At 38.3% G+C, this 19479-nt stretch carries 18 protein-coding genes and 1 pseudogene; 16 read left to right on the forward strand and 3 right to left on the reverse strand.

All coding sequences use genetic code 11. The annotated features are described in order from the left end of the window. Positions 1 to 23 precede the first annotated feature (23 nt). The 3 genes from PZE06_RS10790 (at position 24) to PZE06_RS10800 (ending at position 3056) form a co-directional block, all read left to right on the forward strand. A complete protein-coding gene (locus PZE06_RS10790; RefSeq protein ID WP_150915680.1) occupies positions 24 to 983 on the forward strand; it encodes a nuclease-related domain-containing protein in 960 nt (319 codons plus the stop codon). A gap of 23 nt (positions 984 to 1006) precedes the next feature. Further along, positions 1007 to 1951, forward strand: coding sequence for a diacylglycerol/lipid kinase family protein (locus tag PZE06_RS10795; RefSeq protein ID WP_150915681.1), 945 nt, complete (start codon positions 1007 to 1009; stop codon positions 1949 to 1951). Between the two features lie 325 nt (positions 1952 to 2276). Beyond that, positions 2277 to 3056, forward strand: coding sequence for a phosphotransferase family protein (locus PZE06_RS10800; RefSeq protein WP_150915682.1), 780 nt, complete (start codon positions 2277 to 2279; stop codon positions 3054 to 3056). 380 nt (positions 3057 to 3436) lie between these two features. Here PZE06_RS10800 and PZE06_RS10805 read toward each other — a convergent pair whose 3' ends face one another. Next, positions 3437 to 3706, reverse strand: a complete 270-nt coding sequence (locus PZE06_RS10805; RefSeq protein WP_150915683.1) for a YtzH-like family protein — start codon at positions 3704 to 3706, stop codon at positions 3437 to 3439. A gap of 175 nt (positions 3707 to 3881) precedes the next feature. Between PZE06_RS10805 and trmB the strand changes: the two genes are divergently transcribed. Together trmB and PZE06_RS10815 are read left to right on the forward strand one after the other, a co-directional pair. Then, positions 3882 to 4520: a tRNA (guanosine(46)-N7)-methyltransferase TrmB gene (gene trmB / locus PZE06_RS10810; RefSeq protein ID WP_150915684.1), complete on the forward strand. Its 639-nt coding sequence runs from the start codon at positions 3882 to 3884 to the stop codon at positions 4518 to 4520. Between the two features lie 419 nt (positions 4521 to 4939). Then, a complete protein-coding gene (locus PZE06_RS10815; protein ID WP_150915685.1) occupies positions 4940 to 5779 on the forward strand; it encodes a YtnP family quorum-quenching lactonase in 840 nt (279 codons plus the stop codon). 144 nt (positions 5780 to 5923) lie between these two features. Here PZE06_RS10815 and PZE06_RS10820 read toward each other — a convergent pair whose 3' ends face one another. Beyond that, complete coding sequence (locus PZE06_RS10820) at positions 5924 to 6238, reverse strand: PepSY domain-containing protein (protein WP_150915686.1); 315 nt, start codon at positions 6236 to 6238, stop codon at positions 5924 to 5926. A 242-nt stretch (positions 6239 to 6480) separates the two neighbouring features. On the opposite strand from PZE06_RS10820, the gene PZE06_RS10825 reads away from it, so the two are divergent. The 8 genes from PZE06_RS10825 to murC all read left to right on the forward strand — a co-directional run bounded on the left by PZE06_RS10825 (position 6481) and on the right by murC (position 16395). Then, positions 6481 to 7548: a M42 family metallopeptidase gene (locus PZE06_RS10825; RefSeq protein WP_150915687.1), complete on the forward strand. Its 1068-nt coding sequence runs from the start codon at positions 6481 to 6483 to the stop codon at positions 7546 to 7548. A 44-nt stretch (positions 7549 to 7592) separates the two neighbouring features. Beyond that, positions 7593 to 8111 (forward strand): DUF84 family protein, encoded by a 519-nt coding sequence (locus tag PZE06_RS10830; RefSeq protein WP_150915688.1) that lies wholly within the window; start codon positions 7593 to 7595, stop codon positions 8109 to 8111. A gap of 66 nt (positions 8112 to 8177) precedes the next feature. Continuing rightward, positions 8178 to 8687, forward strand: a complete 510-nt coding sequence (locus PZE06_RS10835) for a hypothetical protein (RefSeq protein ID WP_150915689.1) — start codon at positions 8178 to 8180, stop codon at positions 8685 to 8687. Between the two features lie 259 nt (positions 8688 to 8946). Continuing rightward, positions 8947 to 9972 (forward strand): PTS sugar transporter subunit IIC, encoded by a 1026-nt coding sequence (locus tag PZE06_RS10840; protein ID WP_150915690.1) that lies wholly within the window; start codon positions 8947 to 8949, stop codon positions 9970 to 9972. Beyond that, on the forward strand, positions 9969 to 10283 hold the full coding sequence (locus PZE06_RS10845) for a thioredoxin family protein (RefSeq protein WP_150915691.1): 315 nt from the start codon (positions 9969 to 9971) through the stop codon (positions 10281 to 10283). The genes PZE06_RS10840 and PZE06_RS10845 overlap by 4 nt, the downstream gene beginning before the upstream one ends. Before the next feature lie 661 nt (positions 10284 to 10944). Then, complete coding sequence (locus PZE06_RS10850) at positions 10945 to 11742, forward strand: DUF1444 domain-containing protein (protein WP_150915748.1); 798 nt, start codon at positions 10945 to 10947, stop codon at positions 11740 to 11742. Positions 11743 to 12014: 272 nt separating this feature from the next. Beyond that, complete coding sequence (locus PZE06_RS10855; RefSeq protein ID WP_150915692.1) at positions 12015 to 14489, forward strand: DNA translocase FtsK; 2475 nt, start codon at positions 12015 to 12017, stop codon at positions 14487 to 14489. A gap of 607 nt (positions 14490 to 15096) precedes the next feature. Then, positions 15097 to 16395: a UDP-N-acetylmuramate--L-alanine ligase gene (gene murC, locus PZE06_RS10860; RefSeq protein ID WP_150915693.1), complete on the forward strand. Its 1299-nt coding sequence runs from the start codon at positions 15097 to 15099 to the stop codon at positions 16393 to 16395. A 224-nt stretch (positions 16396 to 16619) separates the two neighbouring features. Here murC and PZE06_RS10865 read toward each other — a convergent pair. Then, a pseudogene (locus tag PZE06_RS10865) lies at positions 16620 to 17730 on the reverse strand (aminopeptidase). 226 nt (positions 17731 to 17956) lie between these two features. On the opposite strand from PZE06_RS10865, the gene PZE06_RS10870 reads away from it, so the two are divergent. From PZE06_RS10870 to ytxJ, 3 genes are read left to right on the forward strand one after another with little or no spacing between them, the layout of a single operon-like run. Further along, a complete protein-coding gene (locus tag PZE06_RS10870; RefSeq protein ID WP_150915694.1) occupies positions 17957 to 18424 on the forward strand; it encodes a DUF948 domain-containing protein in 468 nt (155 codons plus the stop codon). Positions 18425 to 18444: 20 nt separating this feature from the next. Continuing rightward, positions 18445 to 18888, forward strand: coding sequence for a YtxH domain-containing protein (locus tag PZE06_RS10875; RefSeq protein WP_150915695.1), 444 nt, complete (start codon positions 18445 to 18447; stop codon positions 18886 to 18888). Between the two features lie 28 nt (positions 18889 to 18916). Further along, positions 18917 to 19246: a bacillithiol system redox-active protein YtxJ gene (ytxJ, locus tag PZE06_RS10880; RefSeq protein ID WP_150915696.1), complete on the forward strand. Its 330-nt coding sequence runs from the start codon at positions 18917 to 18919 to the stop codon at positions 19244 to 19246. The last annotated feature ends 233 nt before the right edge of the window (positions 19247 to 19479 follow it).

The raw sequence follows: 19479 nt of genomic DNA on the forward strand, positions 1-19479 counted from the left end.
CCTTAAAAGTAAGGATGGTAAAAATGGGTCAGTTAATAAAGTTACAAGACTATGTTTCAAGATATGAGCAGGATATTTTCTTATACCCCTCCCGGTTTGTGCGCTTGAAAACGCAGCAATGGGATAAGTTGAAGAACGCATGGGAGAATGGTGAGATTCCGCTGGAACGTGAGGAAGAGCCTCTTGTTCCGGAATGGTATGAAGAGGAGAAAGAACCTTTTTTTAATCGGATAAAAGGCTTTTTAAAGAGAGAAAAAGAAGTGGAAAAAGAAGTGTTGGAAGAGCAAGAGACTCCAGCAAGTTCATTTTCATTTACACCAACATTAGCGATTCAACCAGATACGTTGGACGATTTAAAAAGAAGCTTTTTGGAACAGCTTTTTACGTTTCAATTAAAATGGGCCAGCACAACGCTAGCGGAACAATCGTTTGTAAGCAAGAGTTATTATCATAATGAGCGCTTGAAGTATTTTTTACAAAGGTTTCCCGATACAGTCCTTGTCTTGTTTCACCCTATTTTTCTTTTAAAAACAGCACCGGTCGAAGTAGAAATCATTCTCATAACTCCGACGGATGTTTGGTGTATCACTTTTTTAGAAGAAGAAGAGCGGGCGGTATTTGTCGGTTCCAACGATCACTTTTGGATTAAGCGTAATCAGGAGCAAGAACATAAAGTGTTGAACCCTTTACTAGCACTAAACCGAACTGAGAAAGTAACGAAAAACATTTTAGGTCGATATGGAATTGAATTGCCAATTCACAAAGTGGTCTTAACCCGCAATGGCTATATCGATTATCCATCTGCCCCGTATGATACGAAGTTTATTGAGAGACGAAATTATGAAAAATGGTTTCAGACGATGAGAACGCAGCGTTCACCTTTAAAGCATATTCAATTAAAAGCAGCTCAGGCATTGCTAAATTATTGTCAAACCACTAGTGTTCGCAGACCAGAGTGGGAAATAGAATCAGAACAAGAATAATCAAGAAATTGTAGGTTGATTACATGAACAGCATTCATTTCATCATAAATCCTCAAGCAAAGAATGGTTATTCCATGAAGGTGTGGAAAAAGGTTGAAAAACGGCTTGCTTTAGAGCAAATTCCTTTTCATGCAACGTTTACAAAATATCGAGGGCATGCTGTTGAGATTGTCAGAGCGTTGCTAAACAGCGCTCGTGTTGAAGATTTGGTCATGATTGTTGCCATCGGTGGCGACGGCACCTTACATGAGGTTATAAATGGCGCTGCTAATGCTCGTAATGTCATGATTGGCATGATACCAGCAGGTTCGGGCAATGATTTTAGAAGAGGATATGGTGTTCCTAAAAATCCGCTTGCGGCGTTAAAGTTTATTTCCGAGCAGGTCAAAACCCGACCTTTCTTTGCTGACATCGGTGAAATCAAAAATGAACAGGGCGATGTCACGTACTTTATCAATAATATGGGTGTCGGGTTTGACGCATTAATAACGAAGGTGGCCAATACTTCGCGTCTAAAACGATTTTTAAATCAACTTCATTTAGGTAGTTTAGTCTATGCATATTTCGTGATTAAAAAATTATTTTCTTTTCAATGCAGTGATGTGAATATTGTCATTGACGGAAAAAGCTTTCATTTTAAGAAAGCTTGGTTTGTGACTGTTTCAAATCAGCCTTTTTACGGAGGAGGAATGAAAATCTCTCCCCAGGCTGATGTTAACGATGGCTTGTTGAATGTAACGATTGTACAAAATCTCTCTAGGTTGAAGTTTCTCCTTGTTTTTATTACCGTGTTTTGGGGAGGACATACAAAGTTTAAGGAAGTAAAAGAATTGGTAGGAAAACAACTTACTGTGCAATCGAGCTTCCCATTTTATGCCCATGCAGATGGAGAATATATTGGGGAAAGCCCTGTGCATATTACCGTTCATCATCAAGCACTTCCGTTGCTAACCAAAAAAGTAGACTAAGAAAGTGATAGATTGCTTTGTTGGTGAAGAGTAACAAAAATAGGAATTGTTGAATTTTCGCAGAGGACTTGACGGAAATTGGTATTTGGGGATAAAATTTAAAGGATTAATGAATTACGCTAAATTGAAAATGAATGGTGTAAAGTAAAAAACAATTGTCTTTCAATTAGCTTTCATTTATGATGAAGTTTGCACAAGATAGCTATTGTAGATTCGTATCAGTAGCTGTCTTTTTTATTCGTACTGAACTTGTAATACGTACTATTACTTAATTCATTTCATAATGATTAGCATTGTGAAATTTATTTACTGAAGGTGAACAATTTTGGAACACTTATTTGGACAAGAATGGGAAATTGTCCCTGCTGGAGGGGCAACGGGTGAAGCGTTTTTTGCACAACATGAAGAACAGCGGCTTTTCTTAAAGCGAAACTCCTCACCGTTTCTGGCCGTCTTATCAGCAGAAGGAATTGTTCCAAAGCTTATTTGGACAAAGAGATTGGAGAGTGGGGATGTTATAACTGCCCAGCAATGGTTAGAGGGTAGGGAACTGAAGCCGCCCGAAATGCTCGGGGAGAGAGTTGCGAAGTTACTGCAAAAAATACATGGTTCTGATCCTCTTCTTGGTATGCTGCGCCGAATGGGGAAAACCCCGTTGCAGCCAAGTTATTTGCTGGAATCAATAGAAAAAGCTTTGGATCAAGAGCTTCTTTGGCATCCTGTCGTTCATGCATCATTGCAATTTTTAAAGAAGGAACTGCTTAATATTCCATCAAATCTTCAGGTTGTTTGTCATGGCGATGTCAATCATAACAACTGGTTGTTGACAAAAGACAATCAACTGTATTTAATCGATTGGGACGGAGCGATGATCGGTGATCCTGCTCTTGATTTAAGTATGCTTCTTTATTGGTATATTCCGGAGAAGCAGTGGCAGGATTGGGTTCGTCTTTATGGAATTACACTCAATGATCACTTACGCTTAAGATTGAAATGGTATTTTATTGCTCAAACCTTGTCGACTGTTCAGTGGTCAAAAAACAAGGAAAGAACGGAAGAAGTTGAGAAATGGCTTACGGTTATTCATGATATCATTGCAAATTAGGCAATGCTGTCTCATAAGTTTATTTTTCAGTAAATATCACGACGTAAAAAACCCAAGAATGTTGATTTTTACAGCATTCTTGGGTTTAACTGTTTTTCGGGCTGAACATGATGCGGATTTTTCACTACAGGAGTTAGTCCAACTTACTTTGCGCTTTTAAGAAATGCACGGTCGGTGAAAGAGACAGAATCAATCAATAATTTTTTGGCATTAAGCTTTGTTTATATGTCCATGTTGATTTTACTCATTTCTTCATGCAATCAGAGAACCTTTTAGCATAGCTGAACTAAAAAAGGTGAAGCCTTGATTTTTTTCCAAATGAGCCCCCCTTTTTTTGCTTAACTATCTTGGTTCACAAAGCCTTTTTTAAAAGAATTTGCTTACGAAAAAGACTCGACTTCATTTACCCATTGGGATAATTGCTGTTGATGTGATTCAATATGGTTATCTAAATTGCTTGAGTTAATTCCATTTTGGCTATAGTGATAAATTTGTTCAAGCACTTCGTTGTCCACATTTGAATCGGTCATTAATGATTTTACTAGTCGTTCTAATTGTTCGAGCTCTGCGATAGACCCACAGCAATCAACTTGATGATTGCTTAATATATCTTTCAGTAATTGAAGTTGATCTTGTTGATTTAATGGCACCTTGTCCACCCTTTCGACAAATCCAAATTTAAAAAGGAATTCACATCTAGCATGTGAATTCCTTTTCTTGTTTATTCACCGTAGTAGCTTGTGACATACTATTTCTACTTGCGTGAAGCTCTTCTTAATGATATTGTTTGTACGAATATTTATTTTAGATTTTAGGGGTGTCCAAATGCGTTTACGAAATAAACCATGGGCGAGAGAAATGTTGGATTCACATCCACAGTATGTTATCTCTTCACCAGAACAATATAAAGGAAATTGGAAGGCGGTATTTGAAAAGGAGCAACCACTTCATATTGAAGTTGGAACTGGAAAAGGTCGTTTTATTACGGAAATGGCAAAAGCTAATCCAAATATTAATTATATTGGGATTGAGCTATATGAGAGTGTCATTGTTTCTGCACTTGATCGCTTAATTGCAGCTGATATCCCGAACCTTAAGCTTTTAAATGTTAACGGTGAAAAATTAACTGAGTACTTCGCGAAGGGGGATGTTAGTCGCGTTTATTTAAATTTTTCTGATCCTTGGCCTAAAACTCGCCATGCGAAAAGACGTTTAACGTACAAAAGCTTTTTAAAGCTTTATGAAGAAATCTTGATCGACAATGGTGAAATTCATTTTAAAACAGATAATCAAGGATTGTTTGAATTTTCGCTGATGAGCTTTTCGGAGTATGGATTAATATTAAAATATGTAAGTCTTGATCTTCATAATAGTGATTTTGAGGGCAATATCATGACCGAGTACGAGGAGAAGTTCTCACAAAAAGGCAGTCGGATATATAGATGTGAGGTTCAATATCGCTAAATCAAGTTGTTTCTAGCTGTTAATAATTTGGTTTTAGACGATTTGCAATCAGGTAAAATCTATCATATATGAGGCTTTCTCTTTAAAGCTGTTCCTATTGGAAGGAACAGCTTTTCTATTTGGCTTTGTGATATGTCGGTGTTGATTATAGGTTCAGTTTCTTTCTGAAGCCAAGGTTTCAAACAAAATCAAGCAAAAATGGTTTTACGTTAACAAGGCCATTCATTTATTTGATAATGCGTTTATTCACGGTTGCGGGTACATTGTTGCCACCGTCCCGAAAACTTCTTTACGTGTGAGTATGAGTGCTAGCAGATAACTCTCTTAGGAACAATTTGAAGGCGCCAGAATTTCGAGTTCCGGTTGAAGTTTTCTAAATTTTAAACAAATGGTAAGATATTTGTAAGGGAGGGAATTAAATGGAAACGTTACAAATTGGAGAATATACATTGACATGGCTTCGTGGAGGAATTACGCATCTTGACGGTGGTGCAATGTTTGGCGTAGTTCCGAAACCGTTATGGGCTAAGAAATATCCCCATAATGAAAATAACCAAATTCCACTAAGAACTGATCCGATCTTAATTCAAGGAAATGGCGAAATCTTTCTAATTGAATCAGGAATTGGTGTAGGAAAGTTAACAGATAAACAAAAAAGGAACTTTGGTGTTTTGGAAGAATCAACTATAGAACAATCATTAAAGGATCTGGGGTTAACAACAGCAGATATTGATTATGTGCTCATGACCCATATGCATTATGATCATGCCAATGGATTAACGAAACGGAATGAGGAAGAGTTTGTTTCTGTTTTTCCAAACAGTAAGATTATTACGTCTAAAGTTGAATGGGATGAAATGAGGGCACCGAATATCCGTTCAAGGAATACATATTGGAAAGAGAACTGGGAACCAGTTCAAGAACAAGTACAAACATTTGAGAACGAGTGGAAGTACGGACCGATTAGAATGGTTCATACGGGTGGGCATAGTGACGGCCATTCGATTATCATCCTTGAGGATGGGGGAGAGACCGCATTGCATATGGCTGATATCATGCCAACTCATGCTCATCAAAATGTCCTATGGGTCATGGCTTATGATGACTATCCAATGACCTCCATATACGCAAAAGAAAAATGGCTTGAATTTGGTTTATCGCAAAAGGCTTGGTTTACTTTTTATCATGATGCTATTTATCGGGCCGTAAAATGGAATGAAGAAAATGAATTAGTTGCAACAGTCAAACGAGCAGAGTAAGTACATTTAAAAAGGATGTTATATTCTCACTGGCAAGGGACTTACAGCTATTTGCGGGAATAAAATAATGCCGTAATAAAGGAAAAAGACAAGTGAAAAAATGGCACATTATTTCACTTGTCTTTTTCTATTGGAAGTTTAAGCTTAAACGAGTTTTACCGTTTCAATAATACTCCCAGTTGCAGCGTCAGCAATGAATTCATATTGTTCCATGCTCTCCTCTGTAAATCGGGAGATTCCACCTTTGTAGACGGTATAACTTAAATTCTGTTTTTCATAAGGCTCGGTTTTCATTTGAATCCATGAACCGCTAATCGGCCCAGATTGTTTAAATAGTTCCTTGGCATTGGCTAATGCCTTTTCAGGAGATACAAAGGCATTTGCATCTAAGATTTGCTTTGTAGCGAATCCACTTACAACCCCCACGCTAAGTCCTAAGAAGAAAGATTTCCAATTCAATGATAGGCCTCCCCTCAACAAAATGCTCTTTAACCATCATATCATCAACACAGATAAATTAGAAAGTATTCCCTTTTGAGATTTTCATGACTCTTTTTTAATAAACGAAGTACGGGAGGTGGTAAGTCGAAAGAAACTTCTGTAAAATAAAAAGTATACACTTAATTTCAAGACGGCGAATAAATGATATCAAATTAATGGATATTGCCGGAATTTACATAACATGAGAAGAGGTTGAAACGATGAACGAAAACACGAAGGCTTTATTTAAAACATTAACCGAGTTGCCAGGTGCTCCTGGTAATGAGCATATGGTACGCAAATTTATGAAAGAACAGTTGTCTAAATACAGTGATGAAATTGTTCAAGACAAGCTAGGTGGAGTATTCGGGGTAAGAAAAGGGAACGGTCCTACTGTTATGGTAGCAGGACATATGGATGAAGTTGGTTTTATGGTAACGGCTATTACTGACAATGGTATGATTCGTTTTCAAACATTAGGAGGCTGGTGGAGCCAAGTTTTATTAGCACAGCGTGTGCAGATTATCACGGATGACGGACCTGTAATCGGTGTTATCGGTTCTATTCCTCCCCATCTATTAGATGAAGCGAAGCGCAATAAGCCGATGGAAATAAATAATATGCTGATTGATATTGGGGCAGATGATAAAGAAGATGCAGTCAAAATCGGCATTAAACCGGGACAACAAATTGTTCCAATTTGCCCTTTTACTCCAATGGCAAATGAGAAAAAGATTATGGCAAAATCTTGGGATAATCGCTATGGCTGTGGATTGTCTATTGAATTACTTGAAGCGCTTAAGGATGAAGTGCTGCCTAATACGCTCTATTCTGGGGCAACTGTTCAAGAAGAGGTCGGTCTTAGAGGGGCACAAACAGCAGCAACGATGATTAAACCGGATATCTTCTTTGCTTTAGATGCAAGTCCAGCAAATGATATGACAGGTGATAAAAAAGAATTTGGTCAATTAGGGAAGGGGACGTTATTAAGAATTTTGGATCGTTCCATGGTTACCCACCGCGGGATGAGAGAATTTATACTTGATACTGCTGAGCAAAACAAGATTCCTTATCAATATTTCGTATCTCCAGGAGGAACGGATGCAGGGCGTGTTCATTTGACAAATGAAGGGGTTCCAAGTGCAGTAGTGGGAATCTGTTCACGTTATATTCATACCCACGCCTCCATTATTCATGTGGATGACTATGCAGCGGCAAAGGAATTATTAATTAAATTAGTGAAATCATGCGATCAAACGACAGTAGCTACCATAAAAGAAAATAGTTAACCATTACAGGTGAAGACGATTTTTTGAAAGAAGGACGAAAAGCTATGAAAGTAGTAATCGGTACAAAAAATCCAGCAAAAATAAAGGCGGTGCAATCTGCTTTTGCAGGGTACGATGTACAGTTTGAAATGCTGGATACAGATTCAGGCGTTAAGGATCAGCCTTTTTCGGATGAAGAAACGATTAGAGGGGCAATAAATCGTGCTTCAGCAGCTTTGAAAGAGGGGGAAGGGGATATTGGCATTGGTCTCGAAGGAGGCGTACAAGAGCATGGAGATGAACTTTTTCTGTGCAATTGGGGGGCGTTAGCTGTTCACGGACAGTCCCCTTTTGTTGCTGGTGGAGCAAGAATTCCTCTTCCTAAAGAGATTGCCGCTCGCCTAAGAAACGGTGAGGAATTGGGGCCTGTTATGGACGAGTACACAAAAAAAGAGAATATTCGCAAGCAAGAGGGAGCAATAGGGATTTTTTCGAGTGGAAGAGTCAATCGCTCAGAAATGTTTTCCCATGTTATGATGCTTTTGCTAGGTCAATACGAGTTTAGCAAAAAGAAAAATGGTTGAGTTCGTGTCGCTAAGCATTTAATAGGGCAATTCTTGTGCTGTGCTTTAAACAAGGAGGAAAAAGGTATGAAAAATCACGATAAAGCATTGTTGCTTTTTGTGATGGCGCTCATTTTTCTTGCAGGATGCTCTGCTTCTTTTGAAGAAGAGCAGGCAAAAGCGAGTGGAGCAGTTGAGGAAGCATTTAAAGGGGCAGCGAACAAAAGGAATCACGAAAATAAAGAAATCGAGTATAATTTGCCCTTTGGTTTCGAGGTGAAAGAAGAAACGGCAAATAATATCATTTTAAAAAACGGAGCAAAGACCTATATTTTATTTTATAATCTTCAAGAAGATGCGAGCAGTGTGGTTGTGTTAAATGCTACATTGCAACAAAAGGAATTTGATTTGGACGAGCGTTTTACAGAAGAAGGAAAATTGGGTTATTTGCTTGTAAAAAGATTGAGTGAAAAAGAAAATGAGGTGACCGTCGGAATAGGCGGAGTAAAGATTACAAGTGAAGTTAAAACAAAGAATCTAGCTGCTGAAGCAGAGGCGATGATGCACATCGTAAACTCTGTTCACTTTAAAAGTTAGAGAAAGCTATGCCATCGTCAGCACTCAAGCTGAAATTGGCATGGCTTTTTTCGTGTAGGCAATATAGAATTTTGTAGTTAGTGTTTACAGCGAGAGCAAAACTACTGGAGAACAGGCTCCGGCAATTTGTATGATTCATAATAGCTTATTCGTATGGAATACTAAAAAAGTAGTTCCCTTTTATTTCAATAAAGGCTAAAATAGGTATAATGTACAACTGTCTTGACATGTGTACATGATAGGAGAGGGGACAGGAAGAATGAGAGAATTTCTATATAAAAAAGGAATCAGTCTATCACCGAAAGTTTATTTTATTGATGCTTTGAGTTATATGGCTCTTGGTCTCTTTTCATCGCTGATCATTGGTTTAATTATCCAGACTGTTGGAGAGCAGCTCCATATAGTTTTTTTAACCGATATGGGAGCATTAGCTATGGGGCTTATGGGGCCAGCTATTGGAGTAGCCGTTGCATACGGTCTAGGTGCTCCACCACTTGTTATTTTTGCAGCGATTGTCAGCGGTGCAGCGGGAGCATCTTTAGGAGGAGGACCAGCAGGAAGTTTTGTAGCAGCAGTTATTTCAACAGAAGTTGGTAAATTAGTGAGCAAGGAAACAAAAATTGATATTATTGTTACGCCGCTAATGACAATAGTAGTGGGCTATATTACTGCTTACTTTGTTGGACCGGTAGTCGATTCGTTTATGAAGGGTTTAGGAAATCTAATTATGTGGGGAACGGAACAAAGGCCGATTATGATGGGAGTTATTGTCGCCGTATTGATGGGGCTCGCTCTGACAGCACCGATCTCTAGTGCTGCAATTGCTTTAATGCTTGATTTAAATGGACTGGCTGCAGGTGCAGCGACGATTGGTTGTGCAGCGCAAATGCTTGGTTTTGCAGTAAGTGGCTATCGTGAGAACAGATGGAGTGGTTTGGTCGCAGTTGGAGTTGGCACCTCAATGCTGTTGGTTCCCAACATTATCAGAAATCCAAGAATTTTAATTCCTCCGACGATAGCAGGAGCGATTTTAGCACCCATTGGGACGACTGTTCTGATATTACATAATAATGCAGCGGGAGCGGGAATGGGGACGAGTGGCTTTGTTGGTCAAATTATGACTTTTACAACGATGGGCTTCGGTGCTGATGTGATTTTGAAAGTCCTCTTGTTGCATATAATTGGACCTGCTATCATTAGCTTGTTAATATCAGAGTATATGAGAAAAAAAGGTTGGATAAAAGCAGGTGATCTGCTTATCCGAACAGAAGGAGCAAAAAGATGAAAAAGCTAGAAAGTTTAGAGCAGTTTGAACAATTTCGTAATGAAGGAAAACATATTTTCATGTTCTCAGCAGATTGGTGTCCAGATTGTCGGTTTATTGACCCATTTTTGCCAGAGCTTGAGGAAAAGTACAAAGATTACACATTTATTTATGTGGATCGCGATCAGTTTATTGATTTATGTGCACAAGTGGATGTTTTCGGCATTCCAAGTTTTATTGCCTATGGGGACGGAAAAGAACTTGGCCGTTTTGTCAGCAAAGATCGAAAAACAAAAGAAGAAATTGAACAGTTTATTGAAGGACTTGCATAATAGACCGTGAGCACTAGATAACCTGAAACCTCCATCTTTGAGATGGAAGCCAGTTTGTCAACAAAGGCATCGAGAGTACTACCTCTTGGTGCCTTTTGGCATTTTTGGATAGATTACAGGGAAAATACATTGACTTCCTCTTCAGGCGCGGACGGGTGAATCCCTCGGATCAGTGGCTTTAATAAGAGGTGTATTCGGACAGTACTGGGAAAGTGAAAAAGACTCCAGTCCGAATAAGTTCCCAGTTTGGCTGACCGAAACAAATGAACGCTGCAAGGTTCAATCCGATTAATTGTGGCAATATAAAACAAATTGACGGATTAACGTTATTTGCTATCAATCCCAATCGAACAGAGGACAGTAGCTCTAGAAAAATCGCTGAAAACATGGTCTCGCATTGCTCCAGCGGGGTCTCACCTGTCCCGCAAAATCCCTCCAAAACAAGCATTTTTTGTTTCGATCCACTAGTTTGAGGCCTACTCAAGCAAGTTCAGTTAATTTCTTAAAGTTGATGGTATTAAAAGTAAGCATAGGCAAGCTTGATTTTATCTATTTTGTCTGTGTTTGACCTCCATCTTTTGAGATGGAGACCTTTTTATTGTAAAATAAATGAGATTGGGATTTAAAGACTCCTAAATCTGAGGAGGAATAGAAGTTGAAAATGGATAGTATTAAAATGAAAAGAGAACTCGAAAAAAGACTGCAAAGTCCTGAGCGGACGTTTACTTATGATAAAAAGAATGATCAATTAAGAATTGAAAATAAAAAAACAGGAAAAGGAATTACAATTTCTCTTCCTGGAATCGTCGGAAAGTGGGAAGAACAGAAAGAGAAAGCAATTGATGCGGTCGTTTATTATGTGGAGGAAGGACTTTCTGCGATGGTTGAACCGCTTTCACTTGAAGGTCATGAAAAACGAATTTTCCCTGTGATTCGCTCTACATCGTTTCCTACCGTTTCCGCAGACGACGTGGAGCTGTTGTATGATGAGCATACTGCAGAAACGAGAATTTATTATGCCCTCGATTTAGATAAGACGTACCGTTTAATCGATCAGAAGCTAATTGACAAAGAAGGCTGGGAGAAAAGTCGCCTAAAAGAGATTGCGTTATTTAATGTGCGGTCATTATCAACTGATTTGAAACGAGATGAAGTAGCTGGAAATATTTTTTATTTTTTAAATAAAAATGATGGGTATGATGCTAGCCGCATTTTAAATGAGTCATTTTTGAAAGAAATGGAGCAGCAAGTATCAGGTACGATGGCGGTAGCAGTGCCCCATCAAGACGTGCTTATTATTGCCGATATTCAAAATGATACAGGCTATGATATTTTAGCGCAGATGACGATGAGCTTTTTTGCAAGTGGTAGGGTTCCGATTACAGCTCTTTCCTTTTTATATGAAAATGGGGAATTAGAACCGATTTTTATTTTAGGGAAAAATAAGAAAAAAGAATAATGGTTCAGAAGGGTCCGACTGAGAAGATAGGCGGCCCTTTTTTCTTTATTTAGTGTGCGTGTGATGGCTCTGAAAAAGTTAAAGGAAATTTTAAACATTAAACAGGTAATTAGAACCTTTCCTTCATATTTGTCTCGAATTTTTTATTTTTATTGCTAAAATAAAAATAGGAGTTATACTAAGATGTTGATATTTCGATTGTGATTTGTTAGAAAATCAACAAATCTTCCAAACTATTTTTTGGATATTAGGATTAGAAAGAGTGATTTATTTTGAGTTGGTTTAAAAAACTGTTTCATTTTTTTAAAAGTGAGGAAGATGAATACATAGATGAACACGTCCCCACTAAAAATGAGGGCAATCGAGAAGTGGATGCTAAAGTAATTTATCAATATCCAAAAGGACAGTTTCGCTTTCCCTTAATTCCAGATGAGGATCGAAAGGATGTAAGAAAAGGCGATGGAAAGAGGAATGTTAATCGAAAGTCACCTGCTGAAGGAACGACTTCACGAAGGGATGTGCGACGAAACTTAGCGACTGAAAATACTGAGCGTACTCGTGTCAATCGTGTCCAAGTGCAAAAGAAAAGCACACCATCAAATCGACCGTTTCGTCCAACTGAAATTCCTTCTCCGATTTATGGATTTGAAAAGCATCCGAAAAGGACGGCTCCAGTTGAATTCGAATTAGAAGGCTTTTCAGCACCGGAACGGACAGAAGCGGGAGCGATTACAGCAAAACCAGAAGAAGTGAAAAAAGAAGCAAGAGAGTCAATAGAAATATCGAACAGTGCTCCAATTGTTGAGAATGAAGAAGTCGCCCATCAACAAAAACAGGAAGTCAGTGCGAAGCTGGAAGAGACTGTCGACATAAATACAGCAATATTAAAAAAAGAAATAAGTATACAAGAAAAAGTCCAGCAGTTTGCAGACCATGAATTAGCTCAACAATCGGAGCTTTCTTCAAGCAGCATTGATGAAGAGAATGAGGAACTTTCTTATCCAGAGGAAGTTGAATTGGATGAGAAATTTGCCGAGGAAGCAATTGAAGGAGAAACGGAAGAAGCAATCGAAGTAGCAATTGAAGGAAAAACGGAAAAAGAAATTGAAGAAGCAATCGAAGAAGAAAACGAAGAGGAAGATTCTCGTAAGGTAGCAGAAGCATCTGAACCTACGAGGAGGTCTCATCTGCCTTTTAATGTCATTATGCTAAAAGAGGATAAGCGAAAGCTTGCGGAACGGGCTGCGATAGCAGAGGAAGTAGTAAGCCCAATCCGCGAGGTTAGCGCAAGTGTTGAGCAAGAAATACTTGAGAAAGAGGATATAGATGAAGAGTATTATGTCTTTCCTTCATTTGAGCTGTTAAAGCCTCCTGTTTTTAAAAACATTGATCGGGAATGGTTGGAACTTCAGGAACAACAGCTAAATGAAACGCTTTTTCATTTTAATGTAAGAGCAAGTGTTGCCAACGTCACTCAAGGCCCATCTGTGACGAGGTTTGAGGTTCACCCTGAGCCGGGAGTGAAAGTAAATAAAATCACCAATCTTGCTGATGATATTAAGCTTAGTTTGGCAGCGAAAGATATTCGGATGGAAGCACCGATCCCTGGTACGCACATGATCGGAGTGGAAGTTCCAAATGAAACGAGTCGCCCTGTGTTCATTAGTGAGATTATTGGAAGTGATGAATTTGCAGCTTCCACATCTCCATTAACAGCAGTTTTAGGTCTTGATATTTCAGGAAAACCAATTGTTACAGATTTAAGGAAAATGCCACATGGATTAATTGCTGGAGCAACGGGCTCTGGGAAGAGTGTTTGTATCAACTCGATTCTCGTTAGTTTATTGTATAAGGCGAATCCTAATGAAGTGAAATTATTGTTGATTGATCCAAAAATGGTTGAGCTTGCACCCTATAACCAAATTCCCCATCTTGTAAGTCCGGTTATCACGGATGTAAAGGCAGCTACAGCCGCGCTTAAATGGGCTGTTGAAGAAATGGAGAGACGTTATGAACTATTCGCTCATGCTGGGGTTCGTGATATTACTCGCTTTAATGAGCTAGCAGAGGAAGAACAAAATTATGCTGTAAAGCTACCCTATATTGTTATTATTATTGATGAATTAGCTGATTTAATGATGATGTCACCAGCAGATGTTGAGGAAGCCATTTGTCGCATTGCACAAAAGGCTCGAGCGTGCGGGATTCATTTAATCATAGCGACACAGAGGCCATCGGTGGATGTTATTACAGGGTTAATAAAGGCAAATGTTCCAACTAGAATCGCCTTTTCTGTTTCTTCACAAATTGATTCTAGGACGATCATTGATATTAGCGGGGCCGAAAGGCTACTTGGGCGCGGAGATATGCTATTTTTAGAAAATGGTTCATCTAAACCAGTTCGTTTGCAAGGAACTTATGTTTCCGATGCAGAAATCGACTCGATCGTTGCCCATGTACGAAGAGAGCAAAAGCCACAATATTTGTTTGAACAAGAGGAATTATTGCGCAAAGCGGTTGTCACCGAGGAAGAGGATGAACTGTTTTACGAAGCGTGTGAATTCATTGTAGAACAAGGTGGAGCATCAACTTCAAGCCTCCAGCGTAAATTTAAGATCGGTTATAACCGGGCAGCAAGGCTGATTGATATGATGGAGGAACAGGGATTCATATCAGAAGCACGTGGAAGTAAACCGAGAGATGTATTAATTACCGAATCTGAGCTTGAATTACTGCAAGAGGAATAGTTGTAAAGCAATGGCTCTTTTCTGCAAGCGATCATAAAAAGGAAAAATATGTACTTTCTATTTTGTCTATGTTTGAGAATAGAGCCTTTGTTTTATAATAAAGAAAAAAGCTTCTGTCGGATAAACGACGAAAGAATTCCCTTTTGTTCCATAGTTTTTATGAACAATTGGTGCTATAATATTCAACATGAGTTTGTTGAGTATACATAAATACTGGCATGATTCTATATGTACAAATTGGGATATTTTCAGGTACATCCTAATAAATGAAGCAAAATTTAGTCATATTCATATACTGATTTACAGAATGGCTCTTTTACATTTGTTTTGTTATGTAAAGCTGTTTTACTCTGACTAAAAAAGGAATGGGTGTAACCTTCTTCGCTCGTGCAATTCCAGCAGAAAGTTGGTTGGGGTATGAACGATATAGCATAACGGTGAAAAAAGAGGAACAATCTCATAGCGATTAAAGCGAACCAAGTTAGAAAATGATAGGTTCGTTTATCATTTTGAAGTAAATTCCTGAGTATATATTAATGGCAACTTTGTAACTGCTGTTTAAGCAATTGAACAGCCTTACAGGTAGAAGATGGTTGGAGGTTCTTATATGACAATTTACCACTTTGTAGGGATAAAGGGATCAGGAATGAGTGCTCTCGCACAAATTCTCCATGATATGAATTTCGAAGTTCAAGGTTCAGATTATGAAAAGCGATTTTTTACGCAAAAAGCACTTGAGGATGCCGGGATTAAAATTCTTCCTTTTCAAGAGGATAATATTAAGCCTGGTATGACGATTATTGCGGGAAATGCTTTTCCAGATACGCATGAGGAAATTGTCAGAGCAATGGAATTAGGTTTGCCGGTGATTCGTTATCACCGTTTCTTAGGACAATTTATGCAAGGCTTTACGAGCGTTGGTGTTACTGGAGCCCATGGAAAAACATCGACAACTGGACTGCTTGCCCATGTAATGAGTGGCGCAAAACCAACATCGTTTTTGATTGGAGATGGAACAGGGAAGGGCAATAAGGAAGCGGAGTTTTTCGTATTTGAGGCTTGTGAATATCGCCGTCATTTCTTATCTTATTTTCCTGACTACTGCATTATGACGAATATTGATTTTGATCATCCTGACTATTTTGCCAATATCGAGGATGTTTTTTCTGCGTTTCAAGAAATGGCAGTTCAAGTTAAAAAAGGAATCATTGCTTGCGGTGACGATGAACAGCTGCAAAAAATTCAAGCAAAGGTACCAGTCCTTTTCTATGGATTTGGAGAAGAAAACGATTTTCAAGCTAGAAATGTGGAAACAACAAAAGAGGGTACTACGTTCGATGTCTTTATTCGCAATACCTTTTATGATACTTTCTCGATCCCAACCTTTGGTGATCACAATATTTTGAATGCACTTGCTGTCATTACCTTATGTCACTATGAAGAAATTGATGCAGACGTTGTGAAAGAACAATTGCTTACATTCAAAGGTGTGAAGCGGCGTTTTACAGAAAAAACAATTGGTACGCAAATATTAATTGACGATTATGCCCATCACCCAACGGAAATTAGAGCAACTATTAATTCAGCAAGGCAAAAATATCCAGATAAAAAAATAGTGGCTGTCTTTCAGCCACATACATTTACGAGAACACAAACGTTTTTGAATGAATTCGCGGAAAGCTTAAATTTGGCGGACAAAACCTTCTTATGTGAAATCTTCGGTTCGGCGAGGGAAAATCATGGCCAGCTATCCATTGAAGACTTAAGAGGAATTATTCCAAATGCTGAAATTATTAATGAGGATGAAACAGCTGTTTTGAGTGAATATGATGATAGTGTCATTATCTTTATGGGGGCTGGTGATATTCAAAAATTCCAAAATGCTTATGAAAAAAGCTTAGTTTAGGAAAGCAAATGAAAGCTGATTAAGAAAATTCTAAATCAGCTTTTTATACTATTGGCTTTGTTATTATGAAGCATTGTTTTCACACGTAATAATCGTTTTATCAATTTTTTTAATAAGGTTATTCTATTAAGAAAGGTAGAAGTTTCACTTTCGAAATTTAGTTAAAAGCTGGGAGCTTTTTAATCGCTTCGGTTTGCTCCTAATAGTCGCTCTGTGGTATTAAGCTATTTCAAGTTTTCTGGATTTAATGATTCAAGTTCAGGAAGGACAAAGCGACCATCTTTCCGAACTAAGACGTCGTCAAAGTATATTTCTCCACCGCCATACTCCTGTCTTTGGATATTGACCATATCCCAGTGGATATTAGAATGATTGCCATTAAAGGCATCATCATAGCATTGCCCCGGGGTAAAATGGAAGCTTCCGTCGATTTTTTCATCAAACAAAATATCTTGCATTGGATGTGAAATATATGGATTTACACCAATGGCAAATTCCCCAATATAACGGGCACCTTCGTCTGTATCAAAAATTTGGTTTATTCGATTTGTATCATTGGATTTTGCGTCCATAATTTTTCCGTCTTTAAATGTAAGCTCCACGTTTTCAAATGTGAACCCTTGGTAAGGGGAAGGAGTATTATACGTGATAACGCCATTCACAGAGTTACGTACAGGTGCTGTATACACTTCTCCATCTGGAATATTCATTTGCCCAGAGCATTTAATGGCCGGAATATCTTTAATCGAGAAGGTCAAGTCAGTTCCTGGTCCAGTAAACCTTATCGGTTTTATTCATTAGCTCTACAAGACTGTCCATTGCTTGATCCATTTTTCCATAATCCAAGTTGCACACTTTAAAGTAGAAATCTTCAAACCCTTCCGTACTCATTTTTGCTAGCTGCGCCATTGAAGATGTTGGATAACGAAGAACAACCCATTTTGTTTTAGGAACACGAATATCACGATGAACCTTTTTACCAATCGTAGAACCAAAGATTTTCTTTTTGTCATCTGGAACATCGACTAATTCGTTGATGTTATCACCTGAACGAAGTCCTATGTATGCATCCATATTGCTCATGACATTTGCTTCAAAATCTGCGATCAGATTAAATTGTTCTTCGCTCGCACCTAGAAGAAGAGAGCGATCAACAATATAGTCTTTTAATAAGACAAAAGGATAGCCGCCAGCTTTATTTGCCTCATCTACGAGAGCTGTAACGAGCTCGCGTTGTAGTCCAAAATTTTCGATCAATACCTTTTCGCCTTTTTGTAATTTTACAGAGTAGTTAATCAAATTTTTTGCTAGTGTTTCAATTCGTGGATCTTTCAAAGTTAATCCCCCCGTTTTGTTTTGATATTATCCAGCGTTGAAATACAAACGCTGGGAAATCACATCTATTTTACCCTTTTTTATCTGTTTTGTTTTAAGAATTAGCAAATTCCTTCATAAATCCCATTCGTCATACCTGAAACAAGCTCACTTTTATGTTAAGATTTTCTTATAAAGGGAAAAGATAGAACAGAAGACAGATGGATGCTAGTGGAGGTGCTCCTTTTTGGAAATTATTCTTTACTTAAGTGCAGCAGTCGCTGCAATTGCTTTTTTAATTTTAGTCCTTTTTATTGGGAGGACATTGAAATCGTTGCAAGTAACGTTGGATAGTGTATCTAAAACGTTGACAGGTTTAGAGCAACAGTTAGAAGGGGTAACAAGAGAAACAACGGAATTATTAGCGAAGACAAATGGACTTGCCGAGGATCTCCAGAAAAAGTCAGACAGTCTTAATGGGGTTGTTGATGCGGTCAAAGATGTGGGGAGCTCCATAAAAAAATTTGGAGGATCATTACAAAATGTCACTTCATCTTTTGACAGGCAAGTAGAGCAAAATAAAGATAAGGTTTCACAAGTCATTCAATGGGGACAAGTACTTCTCGAATTAAGGGAGAAATGGGCGGCAAAGAAAGCAAGGTCTGAACCGATTTCCGAGGAGAAGTTTGAGAGAGTTAGGGAAAGGGACAATTAAATTCTAGGAGGTTTTTAGTGATGTCAAGCAACGAAAATCAACAAAATGAGAAAATGGATAATGGAATAAATACAAAAGATTTTCTAATCGGGGCTTTCATCGGGGGAATTGTTGGGGCTGCAACAGCACTATTCCTCACTCCAAAGTCTGGGAAAGAGATAAGAAGTAATTTGTCAGAACAAGCCCACACAATTAAAGTAAAAACAGATCAGCTTCGAGCAACAGCAGCTGTGAAAGGTTCAGAATTGGCCGAAGCTGCCAAGGAGAAGACGAGTACGATTGGACAAACAGTGTCGAAACAATCAAACCAAGTTATCAGTAAAGTGAAGGGATTAAAACTTGCGAACATAAATGGAACAAATAAAAGTGAAAATATTTCTGTAGGTGGGCAATCTGATATTCAAAAGAAATTAGAAGAAACAAAAAAAGCATTTGATGAAACGGAACATCAATTAAATCATTAATAGCGTTGCTTATGTAGGAGGAAGCCAAATGGAAAAATTAGAATCTGTTGCGCAATTTGCTCGAGTACTGGCTGAAAATCGTCGTTTTTTCCTGCTAAAGCATTCATTAACATGTCCAATCAGTCAAGCGGCCTTCGAGGAATTCGAAAGCTTTGCAAATGTTCATGGAAAGATGAACTATTATTATTTGACTGTGCAAGAGGCACGCCCATTATCAGATCATATTGCTGACACATTTCATGTAAAACACGAGTCGCCACAAGCGATTTTATTTAATCAAGAGGATGTTGCCTGGCATGCATCGCATTGGAAAATTACAACGGAAACTTTAGCGAAAGCGGTGGAAAGCGAAACTTAGTCATTAGGAGATCTAAGTTCAGTTTAAAAAAGAGGGCAAAAACCATGACTTATGGTTCTTGCCCTCTTTTTACTTTTGAGCTATGTTGGATGATTTTGTTGATTTTCGGCACAGCTTGTGAGATATCATGGTTTTTCACGTCTTTAAGCTCTGCTGAAAGTCCGCATTGACGAAGAAAAATGCTTGTTTTCTTCTTGAGTTATCGAGTCAGGTTAAAATGAGCCAAAAATTTA

It is taken from the genome of Robertmurraya sp. DFI.2.37 (assembly GCF_029211245.1).
Taxonomy (GTDB): Bacteria; Bacillota; Bacilli; order Bacillales; family Cytobacillaceae; genus Robertmurraya; species Robertmurraya methanolica_A.

Bases quoted from the DNA above. Each gene is read 5' to 3' on its own strand.
- trmB (WP_150915684.1), top strand. From the start codon at position 3,882: ATGCGTTTACGAAATAAACCATGGGCGAGAGAAATGTTGGATTCACAT.
- PZE06_RS10830 (WP_150915688.1), top strand. From the start codon at position 7,593: ATGAAAGTAGTAATCGGTACAAAAAATCCAGCAAAAATAAAGGCGGTG.
- ytxJ (WP_150915696.1), top strand. From the start codon at position 18,917: ATGGAAAAATTAGAATCTGTTGCGCAATTTGCTCGAGTACTGGCTGAA.
- PZE06_RS10845 (WP_150915691.1), top strand. From the start codon at position 9,969: ATGAAAAAGCTAGAAAGTTTAGAGCAGTTTGAACAATTTCGTAATGAA.
- PZE06_RS10795 (WP_150915681.1), top strand. From the start codon at position 1,007: ATGAACAGCATTCATTTCATCATAAATCCTCAAGCAAAGAATGGTTAT.
- murC (WP_150915693.1), top strand. From the start codon at position 15,097: ATGACAATTTACCACTTTGTAGGGATAAAGGGATCAGGAATGAGTGCT.
- PZE06_RS10835 (WP_150915689.1), top strand. From the start codon at position 8,178: ATGAAAAATCACGATAAAGCATTGTTGCTTTTTGTGATGGCGCTCATT.
- PZE06_RS10825 (WP_150915687.1), top strand. From the start codon at position 6,481: ATGAACGAAAACACGAAGGCTTTATTTAAAACATTAACCGAGTTGCCA.
- PZE06_RS10790 (WP_150915680.1), top strand. From the start codon at position 24: ATGGGTCAGTTAATAAAGTTACAAGACTATGTTTCAAGATATGAGCAG.
- PZE06_RS10840 (WP_150915690.1), top strand. From the start codon at position 8,947: ATGAGAGAATTTCTATATAAAAAAGGAATCAGTCTATCACCGAAAGTT.
- PZE06_RS10875 (WP_150915695.1), top strand. From the start codon at position 18,445: ATGTCAAGCAACGAAAATCAACAAAATGAGAAAATGGATAATGGAATA.
- PZE06_RS10850 (WP_150915748.1), top strand. From the start codon at position 10,945: ATGGATAGTATTAAAATGAAAAGAGAACTCGAAAAAAGACTGCAAAGT.
- PZE06_RS10815 (WP_150915685.1), top strand. From the start codon at position 4,940: ATGGAAACGTTACAAATTGGAGAATATACATTGACATGGCTTCGTGGA.